Genomic DNA, 13,067 nt, shown 5'->3' with positions numbered 1-13,067 from the left:
GCGTCAGCTCTTCGTCACGTTGGCCAGGGACTGCGGATCCACCACGGAGAGCAGCTCACTGGGCTTGATCACGAAACCACTCCACTTGTCGCTGTGGGCGAAGTAGAGGTTCTGCATGTACATCACGTTGTCGTATACGTTGGCGTGAACGATCTTCGCGGCCTGCTGCGCGAGCGACTTCTGCTCGGCCTTGTCGGTGCTGGCCTGCGCCTTGGTGATCAGGGCGTTGAGTGCCGGGTCGTCGACCAGCGAGTAGTTGATCGCACCGCCGGGCAGGTAGGTCAGCGCCATGTTGGTGGTCGGGTCGTCCATGATGGCGAAGTTGCCCGCGTAGATGTCGTACTCACCGGCGGCCGTCTTGGCCAGGTACGTGTTGCGGTCCATGCCCTGCAGGTTGATGGTGATGCCGGCCTTGGCCGCGTCGTCCTTGACGATGGTCGCCCACTGGGAGGTGACCGCGTCCTGCAGGGAGTAGATCATCGACAGCGTGAGGGTCTTGCCGGGTCCGTAACCGGCCTCGGCGAGGAGCTGCTTCGACAGGTTCGGGTCGAAGTTGTACTCCTCCAGCGACGGGTCGACGAACTCCTTGAGCACCGGCGGGATCGGGCTGGAGCCGGTGCTGACCGCCTGGCCCTGGAGCACCACCGAACGGATCGCGTTGTAGTCGACGGTGTGCGCCAGCGCCTGGCGGACCTTGACGTTGTCCAGCGGCTTGCGCTTCATGTTGTACGTCATGTGCGCGTAGCCGAGGCCGGGCACCTCCTCGACCTTGATCCCGCTGGCGCCCTGGAGGTTCTTCACCTGGGCCGGCGGCAGGGCGTTGGCGATCAGGTCCACGTCGCCGTTCTTCAGCGCGAGGATCTCGGTGTTGACGTCCGGGTAGACCCGGTAGACGATCTTCGCCACGGTCGGGGTGCCGTTCGGCGCGAACGGGTACGGGGTGACCCGCTCCAGGGTGTAGTTCTGCCCCTTGGCGAAGCTGGTCAGCTTGTACGGTCCCGCGCTGACCCAGTTGCTGTTGTTGGGGAAGTTCGCCACGCTGCCGGCCGGCTCGAAGACGTGCTGCGGGACCACGTTCATCCAGAACCCGGCCTCGCTGACCACGGTGGAGTCCGGGGTCTTGAGCTTCAGCTCGACCCGCGTCGGCGACGGTGCCGAGGCGGAGTCGACGTTGACGAGCTGGCCGTAGGTGGTGTTGCCGGCCGGCTTGTCCTTCAGGATCGCGTTGATCGTGTACGCGACGTCGCTGGCGGTGACCGGCTTGCCGTCGCTCCACTTCATGTCGTCACGCAGCTCGTAGAAGCCGGTGGTCGGGTTGGTGTAACCGAACGACTTGGCCAGGTAGGGCTGCTTGGCGCCGTTGGCGTCGATGGTCAGCAGCCGGGGGTACATCAGGCTGGTGATCCAGTTGTCGGTACGGCTGTTGCCGACCAGGGGGTTGAAGTTGACCACGTCGGTGGTGGTGGCGATGGTGAGTGTCGCGTCGGTGCCGCCGTCGGCCGTCTTCGACGGTGCGGACGGTCCGCAGGCGGCAACCGTGGCCGCCAGCGCAAGGGCGGAGACCGCGATGAGGGGTGTACGAACACGCATCTAGACCCAGACCTCCTCGAGTACGCGGATGGTGTTGCCGCCCACGACCTTGCGGATCTCGTCGTCCGAGTAGTCGTGGCTGACCAGCCATCCGATGATGTTGTAGAAGCACTCGGCCGGGTTCTCCAGGCCGTCGACGTACTCCACCTTCGGGTGCTCGACATGGCCGTGCGCCTGGGAGATGGACAGGTTGCCCGAGAAGGCCGTGTGCAGGCCGACGTGGTCACCGAAGAGGGTGTCCGGGCCGAACGTCACGTGGTCGATGCCGATCTTGTCGACCAGGTGGGTGAAGTGGTCCATCACCGACTCGAGCGAGTGGTTCGGGTGCGCCTCGGACAGGGTGGTGTGCGGGGCCGCCTCGATCCCGATCACGCCGCCGCGCTCGGCACACGCCTTGATCAGGGCGTCCGGCTTCATCCGGTTGGTCGGCCAGACCTCACGCGAACCGCAGTGGGTGATCAGGACCGGCTTCTTGGAGTAGTTGATGACGTCCAGCGCGGTGCGGTCACCGGAGTGCGAGATGTCGATGGCGAAACCGAGCTTGTTCATCCGTTCCACGGCCCGCTCGCCGAAGTACGTCAGCCCGCCGTCGCCCCGCTCCTTGAGCCCGCTGCCGAGGTAGTTGGCCTCGGAGTAGGCGATCCCGATCTGCCGTACGCCGAAGCCGTACAGCACGTCGAGCCGGTCGACCTCGTTCTCGATCGGGGTGGCCGCCTCGAGCGCGAAGACGTGGGCCAGCCGCCCGGTCTCGTGGGCCCGGTGGATGTCGCGCAGCGACTCGGCCTTGATGACGTAGTCCTGGTGGGCCAGGTCGGCCATGCGTACGCCGAGGTCGAACAGAACGTCCTGGTACTTCCAGCCGGCGTCGCTGGAGATGCAACAGGTGCCGTCCATGCCGTTGTCGAAGACCGCGGTCATACCGGAGCGCGCCAGGCCCTGGTAGCCAGTGGGTTCGCGGCCCTGCCGGATGTGTTCGCGGAGCTGGCCCATGTCCTCGGGGAAGACCTGGACGTGGTCGTGCAGCGAGATCACGATCTCGTCGGTGAGTAGCCGAACGGTCCGTTCCCGCTGGCTGTCCGACAGCTCCAGCCCCTGGTAGGCGGGTACGCGGCTGATCTGTTCGGCGTACTTGAAGATCTTGTAGTCCTTGCCCGGCTCAAGGTAGTCATACGCGGTGTAACCGGTGTATCGCTTTGCGCTGTCAAGCATCAAAGCCCCTTTCTTCGTGACCCCGGAATGCCGCCTTTCGGTAACACTCCGTGTCGTTGCACTGCCGATTGGTGATGTCGCGATGCGGTCGCCGCTCCGGCCGGAAAATCCGCGGCCGGGGCGACCCATGCAAGGCTTGCAATAATCCGGCACGGAAGTCAAGATGCAAAAGAAGAACGGGCAGAACAGCTAGCCATTGAGCTATCTACGGGCAGAAGCGTCCACTTGATTTACCGGGAGGAAACACATGCGTCACCCGCCCGACGCCGCGTTGCACGTACGCGGCCTCTCGGTAACGTTCGGCACCCGCCGTGGACCCGTCCCCGCCGTCGTCGACGTCGACCTCGACGTGGCACCCGGCGAACTGGTGGCACTGCTCGGCGAATCCGGGTCCGGCAAGTCGGCCGCCGCCCGCGCGATGATGGGGCTCTCCGCTCCCAACGCGACCGTCACCGCCGACCGGCTCCGGCTCGGCGACACCGACCTGCTCACGCTGCCCCAGCGGCAACGCCGGGAAGTCCTGGGCAACCGGATGAGCATGGTCTTCCAGGACGCGCTCTCCGCGCTGAACCCGGTGCTGTCCATCGGCGACCAACTCGGCGAACTGTTCCGCACCCACCGGCAGGTGTCCCGCAAGCAGGCGCGGGCGTCGGCGATCGAGCTGCTCGGCCAGGTCGGCATCCCGGCCCCGTCCAGCCGGGTCGACGACTACCCGCACCAGTTCTCCGGCGGCATGCGCCAGCGCATCCTGATCGCGATGGCGATCGCGCTCCGCCCCGAACTGGTCATCGCCGACGAGCCGACAACCGCGCTGGACGTGACCGTGCAGGCGCAGATCCTCGAACTCCTCGACGAACTGCGCCGCGACCTGAACATGGCGGTCCTGCTGATCACCCACGACCTCGGTGTGGTCTCCGAGGTCGCCGACCGGGTGATGGTCATGTACGCCGGCCGGGTGGTCGAGGCCGGCAGCGCCGACGACCTGCTCAACCGGCCGTCACACCCCTACACCGAGGCGCTGCTGCGCTCGGTCCCACAGGCCGAACACCGGGGCCAGGAGCTGTACGCCATTCCCGGCAGCCCGCCCAGCCCTGCCCACCAGCCCGACGGCTGCCCGTTCCACCCCCGCTGCGCGCGGGTGGTCGACCGCTGCCGTACCGAGCGCCCCGCGCTCACCGTCGTCTCCGCCGGCCGTACCGCGGCCTGCCACCGCAGCGAGGAGGTGCTCCATGCCACCGTCTCCGGGTGACCTGGTGCTCGACGCCCGTGACCTGCACAAGACCTTCGCCACCGGTCGGTCCGGGATGCGCAGGTCACGGGTCAGCGCGGTCGACGGGGTGAGCCTGCGGCTGCACGCGGGCGAGTCCCTCGGCATCGTCGGCGAATCCGGGTGCGGCAAGTCGACGCTGGCCCGGATGCTGGTCGGACTGGAACGGCCGGACTCCGGCAGCATCGAGATCCACGGCCGGGACGTCACCCGGGTACGGGGACGCGACCGCCGGCTGCTGCGCCGGCAGGTGCAGATGGTCTTCCAGGACCCGTACACCTCGTTGGACCCCAGGATGAGCGTGCTCGAGCTGATCGGCGAACCGCTGGTCGTACACAAGCAGGTGACCAGCGACGCGGCCCGCCGCGACCGGGTCGCCGAACTGCTCAGCCTGGTCAACCTCGCACCCGAGCTGATGCACCGCTACCCGCACCAGTTCTCCGGCGGACAGCGCCAGCGCATCGGCATCGCCCGCGCGCTCGCCCTCGACCCCGAGGTGCTGGTCTGCGACGAGCCGGTCTCCGCGCTCGACATGTCGGTCCAGGCACAGGTCGTCAACCTGCTGCGGGACCTGCAACGGCGGATGAACATCGCCCTGCTGTTCATCGCGCACGACCTCTCGGTGGTCCGGCACGTGGCGGACCGGACCGCGGTGATGTACCTGGGTCGGCTCGCCGAACTCGGCGACACCACCACCGTGTACGACGACCCGGCCCACCCGTACACCCAGGCGCTGCTGTCGGCGGCCCCGGTGGTGGACCGCAACCGGCGCAAGCTCGGCGACCGGATCATGCTGATCGGCGACCCGCCCAGCCCGGCGAACCCGCCGACCGGCTGCCGGTTCCACACCCGCTGCCGGTTCGCGCAGGACCGGTGCGCCGCCGAGCAGCCGGTCGCCCGGCGGCTCGAGGATGCCTCGGACCGGACCGTGTCCTGCCACTTCGCCGAGGAGGCCCAGGCAGCGGCGACAACCGTCGGCTGACCGGGCGCCCCACTCGCCGCCGGCCGGCCGGTCCTCCTCAGCGGCCGGTCGGCGGTGCACCACCACCACCGCGAGTTCTACCCCGGGTTCCTTGCCGCGTTCACGGCATATCTTGCTGCCCCAACCGGGCCAAGATCAACAATGCGGCGGTCGGGCACTGTCCTGTCCGCTCGAACGTTTGGAGTCCGGACTACTTCTCAGATGATCTTGCGGAGCTCGGACTTACCTTTCGGGTGCGTCGTGGGCGCTGTCCGTTCACGGCCGAGTTGGCGGAGTGGCCGCCCTGACCACGGCCCGGATCCCGGCACGGGTCGCCGGTCAGCCGCGCGTGTCGAGCGGGACGTGCAGCGCGAGGTGCGAGGACAGGGCGCGGAGGAACTCCGGGGCGTCGAAGACCGCGCCCGCGGAGGCGACGCCGGTGGTCCTGGTCCGGCCGCTGAGGATGCGGTCGACGGCCTCCACCGCGAGCGGCGCGCTGATGGCGTAGATGTCCTGACCGGCGGCGACCACGCGGCGCTCCGTGCCGTCGGAGCGGACGAGGACGTCGACGACGAAGGTCTGCCCGGAGCGGCCGCGCTCGTCGACGGCGGTCGGTGCCGAGGTGTCAGGAGCGGACAGGTCCGCGGCCGCCTTGGCGGTCATGTAGGTGCGCACCTCCGGGATCGCCAGGTGGCTGGGAATGGTGACGACATCGGCCATGGTGAACTCTCCGATGACGCTCTGGGGGCCGAGCGGAGCCGGGAAGGGCCACTCCAGGGTCGGCAGAGCGTCGTCGTGGTACTCCAGCCGTCCGCCGGTGTAGCGGACACGGCGGCCACCCCGTCGCTGCCCCGAGACCGCGCCCGCAACACGCGTCCCGGCGGTGGGGTGCCAACTGCTCAGGCCATAGGCGATGTGCGCCTCGTCCGCCGCCGTCCAGTCGCCCATCGCGGTGGTGACCAACAGGTCGCCGAGGCCGCCGTAGAAGGCCATCGCCGGGACCACCACGGTGCCCGCGGCGTGGGCACGCTCCGCGAAGTGCGCGAACGTGTCAAGGTTCGCCTCGATCTCGGCCGCCACGTCGACGTACGGGATGCCGGCACGCAGCGCCGCCTCGACCAGCGGGGCGGCGGTCGTGGCGAAGGGCCCGGCGCAGTTGATCACGGCGGCCGCGCCGATCAGCGCGCGGTCGAGCGAGGTCGGATCGTCGACCGACGCCTGCCGCGCATCGAGCCCCGGTTGGGCCTGTACCAGTGCCAGCAGCTTGCCCGGGTCGCGACCGAGGAGCAGCGGGACGTACCCGCGCTCGCGCAACTCCGCGACCACGAACCGTCCGGTGTGCCCGTAGGCGCCGAACACCGCCACGTTCCGACCTGATCCCATGTCTGCTCCCGTGTGCTCGAAGTGATCCACTGCGGAAATCCTGTCCCCGTTGGCCCATCGGTGCCAGTGTCCGGAACGACACGACCCGTACAATTCCCGACATGAGTTCTGTCCCGCGCTCCGTCGCGGTCGCCGCTACCGAAGGGATGCTGCACTTCGAGCTGGCCCTGGCCTACGAGGTCTTCGGCTCCGCCCCGGCGGCCCTGCCAGGCCCCTGGTACGACGTCAGGGTGTGCGGCACGCGCGCCGTCCGGGTCGGCCGGTTCCTGCTCGAGCCGGACTGCGGGCTCGACCGGCTGGCGCACGCCGACACCGTGATCGTCCCCGCCTTGGCCGACGTCGACGAGGACCCGCCGGCCGACCTGGTCGAGGCGGTGCGCGCGGCCCACGAGTCGGGCGCGCGGGTCGTCTCCCTGTGCACGGGCGTGTTCGTGCTCGCCGCCGCCGGTCTGCTGGACGGGCTGCGCGCGACCACGCACTGGGCCCACACCGACGAACTGGCCGCGCGCTATCCCCGGGTGGAGGTCGACCCGGACGTGCTCTACGTCGACAACGGCAGCGTGCTCACGTCTGCGGGCAAGGCCGCAGCGATGGACCTGTGCCTGCATCTGGTCCGCCGCGACCACGGCTCGGCGATCGCCAACGTGGTCGCCCGCCGCCTGGTGGTGCCGCCCCACCGGGCCGGTGGCCAGGCCCAGTTCGTCACCACACCGGTGCCCGCCCAGGACGGCCATCCCCTGGCCGAGCTGCTCCCTTGGGTGATGCGGCGGCTGGACCAGCCGCTCACTGTGGAGGACCTGGCGCGCCAGGCGAACATGAGCTCGCGCCACCTGGCCCGCCACTTCCACTCGGTAACCGGCACCACCCCGCTGCAGTGGCTGCTGACGCAGCGGATCCGTCGCGCGCAGGAGCTGCTGGAGGCCACGGACGACAGCGTCGAGACCATCGCCTCGGCCGCAGGCATGGGTACGGCGACGACACTGCGCCGCCACTTCCACCGCACGATCGGCGTACCGCCGGACGCCTACCGCCGCACGTTCCGGGTGTGAGGCTGCGGTCCTCGCCTTGACGGCTCTCGGCCGTCTCCGCAGCCAGAGGGCCACCAGCCTTTGCGGGAGCGCCCGGCTGACCGGCAACAAGAGTACAGCCGCGGTCACCCGCGCAGCCGTCCATCCGCCCTGAACCGCAAGATCATTCACGAACGCGGGGGGCTGCGCGGGTACGTCGATGAGGCGCTGACGGAGGCTGGCATCCATGTCCTTTGATCGCCAGTTCCGGTGGATACCCCTCTTCTGGATACCCCTCTTCGCAGGCCCATTGGAGGAGTTCGGCCGCAAGCTCGATGTCTGCCCGTGGCCGTGTCGACGGCCATCCACGCTGCTCGTAGTACACGTCTGACACCGCTGACTCGATCACTCCTAGCCATCGGGACACCGGACCGGCCGAGGCTGGCAGTTGGGCGAGCAGCCACTGCTTGCGCAGCCTCGGATCAGTCAGGATCATGCGCCGGTACATCTCCTCGTACTCAGTCACCTGTGTCTCCGGCATCGCAGCGCGTCCTGACGGCACGGTAGCGCGAGGAATCGACCGGGTCGCTGTCGACATCGTCCAGGGCCGTCGCTGGTCAACGGAGTTCGCTGTCCGCGTTGCCGGGCGGGCCCCAGCCTCAGGGGCTGACACTCGTCGGTCGGTGGTGGAACAGCCAGATCCGCAGCAGCAGGAACCGCACGACCGTCGCGACGAGGTTCGCACCGACCAGCACCAACAGCTCCACCGAGCGCGGTGGATGGGCGACCAGGCGGGGCAGCAGGGCGAGCGCGCCGCTGGTCAGACCGACACCGACGGCGAACACCAGCAACCCTTGCAGGTGGTGCCGGGCGACGTGGCGTCGGCCGCTGATACCGAAGGTGAGCCGCCGGTTCGCGGCGGTGTTCGCCACGGCGGTGACGAGCAGCGCCAGCAGGTTCGCCGGCTGGGCGCCGATTCCGGTACGGAGCAACGCGTACAGCGCGATGTAGGCGAGGGTGCTGGCGATCCCGACGGCGGCGAACCGGAGCAGTTGCCGGGGCAGGCCGGCCGGTATCGCCCCGGTCGGGGTGGTGAGCGGGGCTCGGCCAAGCTGGGCGCGTATTTCGGTCAGGGGTATCGCCCCGGTGGCCAGGCCGCGTGCCAGGCGCCAGATGCCGCGCAGGTCGGCCAGGGCGGTGGGCACGATGTCGACCCGGCTGTCCGGGTCGTCGACCCAGTCGACCGGGACCTCGTGGATGCGCAGCCCGGCCCGCTGGGCCAGGACCAGGAGTTCGGTGTCGAAGAACCAGCCGGTGTCGCGTACCAGCGGCAGCAGCCGGTCGGCGACGTCGCGACGGATCGCCTTGAAGCCGCACTGGGCGTCGGAGAACCGGGCGGCGAGGGTGCCACGCAGCAGCAGGTTGTATCCCCGCGAGATGATCTCCCGCTTGGCGCCCCGGACCACTCGGGACCCACGCCCGAGCCGGGTCCCGATGGCCAGGTCCGAGTGGCCCGAGATCAGCGGTGCCACCAGGGGCAGCAGCGCGGCCAGGTCGGTGGAGAGGTCGACGTCCATGTAGGCCAGGACCGGGGCGTCCGACCCGGACCAGGCCGACCGCAGCGCCAGGCCGCGACCCTTGCGGTCGAGATGGAGTACGTCGACACCCGGCAACACCTCCGCCAGCTCACGGGCCACCACGAGGGTGCCGTCCACACTGGCGTTGTCCGCGATCGTGATCCGGAACGGGTACGGAAACGACTCCGTCAGGTACGCGTGCAGCCGCCGTACGCACGGGGCGAGGTCGGTCTCCTCGTTGTAGACCGGGATGACCACGTCCAGTACGGCGAGGGGCCGTTCGGGTGTCCGATGCTCGCGCAGCGATGACGGGGCGATGGAGGGCGTCACGGCTCAGTCCTCCCGGCCGGTGCTCAGGTCGTAGACGGTGGTTCCGTCAACGGTGCTGGCGGTGAAGTTCTCCGAGACCCAGGTGGCGATCTCCTGGGCGTCCTGGCTGCCGCCGTTGGCCCGGAAGCCCGAGCCACCCAGGAAGTAGTGGATCTCTCCCGCCCGTACGTACTCCTGGAACCGGGCGAGCGTCGGCGACGGGTCGCTGCCGTTGAAGCCGCCGATCGGCATCACCGGGTCACCGGTGGCGAGTTGGTAACCGGCGGCGTTGTTCGAGCCGACCGTCGCCGCGACCCAGGTGTACGGGTCCCGATCCTGCTTCAGCAACGCGACCATCTCGGCGCTCGGCGTACGGGCGTCGAGCAGCCCACCCATGCCACCACCAGGTCCACCGCCGCGCGGTCCGGCGCCGCCCGGCATATCGGGAAACGCCTGGTTGCCACCACCGGGTATCGCCTGGTTCCCACCACCGGGAACGGCACCGCCCGGGTTCCCACCGCCGGGGAAGCCGCCCTGGTTGCCACCCGGAAAACCACCCTGGTTGCCCCCGACCGGACCACCGCCACCGGGGAAGGCACCCTGGTTCGCGCCATCCGGGAACGGGCCGCCGGGCATCCGCCCGCCGCCCGGAGGACCACCCCGGCCGCCGAACCCGCCAGCCGCGACGAAGGGCCCGGCCGACGGGATCGCCCCGGCGTGCGCGGTCGCCGCGGTGTCGAGCGAGTAACCGAGCGGTCCGGCGAGCGCGGCGAGCAGGCCGAGGGCCAGCACTCCGGCAGCGGACCAGCGGGAGGCCCGGCCCGCCGTCACCCGCGCGGTCAGCCAGCCCAGCAGGGCGAGCAGCACCGCCGCGACGAGTCCGGCGACCAGCACGGTGGGCCGCAGCCACGACTGCCACTGCGGGCTCCGGCCGAGCAGGACCCAGGACCAGCCGGCGGTGACCGCCAGCACCAGGGCGAGCACCGGCAGCGCCGCCCGATGCCGGCGCAGTCGCCACAGCACGGTGGCGCCCATGCCGACCAGGGCGGCCACCGCTGGCGCCAGCGCGACCGTGTAGTACGCGTGGAAGATGCCCTGCATCAGGCTGAAGGTGACCCCGGTGACCAGCAGCCAGCCACCCCAGATCAGGAACCCGGCCCGGCCCCGGTCCGTACGCGGCGCCCGTCCGGCGACCACCAGCCCGACCACCAGCAGCAGCAGCGCGGCCGGCAGCAGCCAGCCGACCTGTCCGGCGATGTCGTTACCGAACAGCCGCAGCCATCCGGTGCTGCCCCAGATGCCGCCCCCGCCGCCCGGACCGCCCGGACCACCGGCGCCGCCACTGACACTGCCCGGCTGTTCTCCGGTGATCCGGCCCAACCCGTTGTAGCCGAGGGTCAGCTCAAGGATGCTGTTGCCCTGCGACCCGCCGACGTACGGCCGGGCGCTCGCCGGTACGAGTTCGACGATCGCCACCCACCACCCGGCGGCCACCACCAGGCCGAGCCCGGCGAGCAGGAGCTGCCGGATCCGACGCCACACCCCGGTCGGCGCGGCGAGCAGGTACACCCCGGCGAAGACCGGGACCACCAGGAACGCCTGGAGCATCTTGGTCAGGAAACCGAAGCCGACCAGCACCCCGGCCAGCACGATCCACCGGGTCGCCGCCGATTCGACCGCCCGTACGCATGTGTAGGCGGCGAGCACCAGGAGCAGGACGAGCAGGGCATCGGGGTTGTTGAACCGGAACATCAGGGTGGCGACCGGGGTGAGCGCGAGGACCGTACCGGCGAGCAGGCCGGCGGCCGGGCCGTACCAGCGTCGGACGGTCGCGAAGAGGACACCGACCGAGGCGACCCCGGCGAGCGCCTGCGGGACGAGGATCGCCCAGGAGTTCAGGCCGAAGATCCGTACGGACAGGGCCATCAGCCACATCGCCGCCGGTGGTTTGTCCACGGTGATCGAGTTGGCCGCGTCCGAGGAGCCGTAGAAGAGTGCCTTCCAACTCGCCGAGCCGGCCTGGGCGGCGGCCGAGTAGAACGAGTTCGCCCAGCCGGAGGCGCCCAGTCCCCAGAGGTAGAGCAGGGCGGTGGCAAGCAGCAGGGCGGCCAGCGCGGGTCGTACCCAGGCCGGCGACCGGGGTACGGCGGGCTCGGTCACGGCCCGGTCGGCTTCGCCCGGCGCGGTTTCGGGTACGTCGGGCGCCGCGGTCGTCGGCAGGGTCTCTGATCGGGTCATGCCGGCCAGATTCGACGGGCCGGCTAGGTCGATCCGGTGAGTGGCCTATGTGTCCGCTGTGAGTCGCGGCAGCCGTACCGTCAACGCGGTATGCCCGGGACGGCTGGTCAGGGTGACCGTACCCCGGTGGGCCTCGACCACGGCGGACACGATCGCCAGCCCCAGCCCGGTCCCGCCGACGGCCCGGGAACGCGAGCCGTCCCCACGGGCGAACCGCTCGAAGACCTCGCCCTGCAACGCCTGCGGGATGCCCGGACCGTCGTCGAGGACGGTGAGCGCGACCCCGTCCGGGCCGACCTCGGTCAGGCTCGTGGTGACCGTGGTCCCCGGCGGGGTGTGCGTACGGGCGTTGGTCAGCAGGTTCGCCAGGATCTGGTGCAGCCTGGCCGGGTCGCCGTCGACGCAGACCGCCCGGTCGGGCAGGTCGAGCCGCCAGCGGTGGTCCGGTCCGGCCACGTGCGCGTCGCTGACCGCGTCGACCGCGAGCGCGCTGAGGTCGACCGGTTCGACGGCCAGCGGACGCCCCGCGTCGAGCCGGGCGAGCAGCAGCAGGTCGTCGACGAGGGCGGTCATCCTCGTCCCCTCCGACTCGATCCGGCGCAACGCGTGCGCGATGTCGGGTGGCACCGGGTCCCGGCCCCGGCGGGTCAGTTCGGCGTAACCCCGGATCGCGGCGAGCGGCGTACGCAGCTCGTGGCTGGCGTCGGCGACGAACTGCCGTACCCGGGTCTCGCTGGCCTGGCGGGCGGCGAGCGCGCCGGCGACGTGACCGAGCATCCGGTTGAGCGCCGCCCCGACCTGGCCCACCTCGGTACGCTGATCCGTGTCACCCGCCGGCACCCGTACGGCGAGCGCCACCTCGCCCCGGTCCAGCGGCAGTTCGGCGACCCGGCCGGCGGTGGCCGCGACCCGGCGCAGCGGGCGCAGCGAGACCCGCACGATCAGCGCCCCGGCGGTGCCGGCGAGCAGCAGTCCGCCGGCTGCGATACCCGCCTCCATGCCGATCATCTGCCAGACGGTCTGCTCCAGTTCGGTCAGCGGGAGACCGGTGACGATCACCTCGCCGCCCGGCATCTCCCGGGCGACCAGGCGGTAGTCGCCCAGGTCACCGAGGGCACGGGTACGCGGCTCCCCGTCGGCCGGCAGACCCGCGAGCGTCGGCTCCTGCGCGGCCGGGACCGGCTCCCGTTCGGTGCTGGTGTCCGCCGGCAGCGTGACGGCCCAGTCGACCTCACCGTCCTCGACCACGGCGGTCAGGGTGCCGATCGGCTGTCCGCGCGGAAACGGGTCCCCCGGCCCGAACGGGTTCCCCGAGCCGGACGGGACACCGGGCGGACGGCCGTTCGGCGGGCCGTTCAACGAGCCGCCCGCGCGTCCGGCGACGGTGGCGAGCTGCTGGTCGAGCTGCTTGATCAGCGAGTGGCGCAACGCGATGGTGGTGGCGGCGCCGATCAGCACACAGACCACCGCGAGCAACGCGACCACGGCGGCGACCAGCCGGGCCCGTAACGACCAACCGGTCAGCC

The 13,067-nt window shown here is 70.5% G+C and carries 9 protein-coding genes; 3 read left to right on the top strand and 6 right to left on the bottom strand.

Annotation, left to right across the window (positions count from 1 at the left end; all coding sequences use genetic code 11):
- Positions 1-3: 3 nt before the first annotated feature.
- Complete coding sequence (locus tag ACWEFB_RS10810; RefSeq protein ID WP_452284371.1) at positions 4-1,590, bottom strand: ABC transporter substrate-binding protein; 1,587 nt, start codon at positions 1,588-1,590, stop codon at positions 4-6.
- Positions 1,591-2,799 (bottom strand): dipeptidase, encoded by a 1,209-nt coding sequence (locus ACWEFB_RS10805; protein WP_326557943.1) that lies wholly within the window; start codon positions 2,797-2,799, stop codon positions 1,591-1,593.
- A 247-nt stretch (positions 2,800-3,046) separates the two neighbouring features.
- Here ACWEFB_RS10805 and ACWEFB_RS10800 point away from each other — a divergent pair, with 247 nt between their 5' ends.
- Together ACWEFB_RS10800 and ACWEFB_RS10795 are read left to right on the top strand one after the other, a co-directional pair.
- Entirely contained in the window at positions 3,047-4,048 is a 1,002-nt protein-coding gene (locus tag ACWEFB_RS10800) for an ABC transporter ATP-binding protein (RefSeq protein ID WP_326557942.1), read from the top strand.
- Entirely contained in the window at positions 4,029-5,048 is a 1,020-nt protein-coding gene (locus ACWEFB_RS10795) for an ABC transporter ATP-binding protein (protein WP_452284368.1), read from the top strand. Before ACWEFB_RS10800 ends, ACWEFB_RS10795 begins: the two co-directional genes overlap by 20 nt.
- Before the next feature lie 318 nt (positions 5,049-5,366).
- Here ACWEFB_RS10795 and ACWEFB_RS10790 read toward each other — a convergent pair whose 3' ends face one another.
- Positions 5,367-6,410, bottom strand: coding sequence for a saccharopine dehydrogenase NADP-binding domain-containing protein (locus tag ACWEFB_RS10790; RefSeq protein ID WP_452284366.1), 1,044 nt, complete (start codon positions 6,408-6,410; stop codon positions 5,367-5,369).
- 101 nt (positions 6,411-6,511) lie between these two features.
- Between ACWEFB_RS10790 and ACWEFB_RS10785 the strand changes: the two genes are divergently transcribed.
- Positions 6,512-7,459: a helix-turn-helix domain-containing protein gene (locus ACWEFB_RS10785; RefSeq protein WP_452284364.1), complete on the top strand. Its 948-nt coding sequence runs from the start codon at positions 6,512-6,514 to the stop codon at positions 7,457-7,459.
- A gap of 617 nt (positions 7,460-8,076) precedes the next feature.
- Here ACWEFB_RS10785 and ACWEFB_RS10780 read toward each other — a convergent pair.
- From ACWEFB_RS10780 to ACWEFB_RS10770, 3 genes are read right to left on the bottom strand one after another with little or no spacing between them, the layout of a single operon-like run.
- Positions 8,077-9,312: a glycosyltransferase gene (locus ACWEFB_RS10780; protein ID WP_452284610.1), complete on the bottom strand. Its 1,236-nt coding sequence runs from the start codon at positions 9,310-9,312 to the stop codon at positions 8,077-8,079.
- 15 nt (positions 9,313-9,327) lie between these two features.
- The gene (locus tag ACWEFB_RS10775; RefSeq protein WP_452284362.1) at positions 9,328-11,541 is read right to left on the bottom strand and encodes a glycosyltransferase family 39 protein; all 2,214 of its coding nucleotides are present in this window, start codon (positions 11,539-11,541) and stop codon (positions 9,328-9,330) included.
- Positions 11,542-11,586: 45 nt separating this feature from the next.
- Complete coding sequence (locus tag ACWEFB_RS10770; protein WP_452284608.1) at positions 11,587-13,065, bottom strand: sensor histidine kinase; 1,479 nt, start codon at positions 13,063-13,065, stop codon at positions 11,587-11,589.
- Between the last annotated feature and the right edge of the window lie 2 nt (positions 13,066-13,067).

This window comes from Micromonospora sp. NPDC004704 (assembly GCF_053601675.1).
This window is presented reverse-complemented; position numbering and strand designations above follow the sequence as displayed.

Coding starts and splice junctions, on each gene's coding strand:
- ACWEFB_RS10810 (WP_452284371.1), bottom strand. CDS start 1,590: ATGCGTGTTCGTACACCCCTCATCGCGGTCTCCGCCCTTGCGCTGGCG.
- ACWEFB_RS10805 (WP_326557943.1), bottom strand. CDS start 2,799: ATGCTTGACAGCGCAAAGCGATACACCGGTTACACCGCGTATGACTAC.
- ACWEFB_RS10800 (WP_326557942.1), top strand. CDS start 3,047: ATGCGTCACCCGCCCGACGCCGCGTTGCACGTACGCGGCCTCTCGGTA.
- ACWEFB_RS10795 (WP_452284368.1), top strand. CDS start 4,029: ATGCCACCGTCTCCGGGTGACCTGGTGCTCGACGCCCGTGACCTGCAC.
- ACWEFB_RS10790 (WP_452284366.1), bottom strand. CDS start 6,410: ATGGGATCAGGTCGGAACGTGGCGGTGTTCGGCGCCTACGGGCACACC.
- ACWEFB_RS10785 (WP_452284364.1), top strand. CDS start 6,512: ATGAGTTCTGTCCCGCGCTCCGTCGCGGTCGCCGCTACCGAAGGGATG.
- ACWEFB_RS10775 (WP_452284362.1), bottom strand. CDS start 11,541: ATGACCCGATCAGAGACCCTGCCGACGACCGCGGCGCCCGACGTACCC.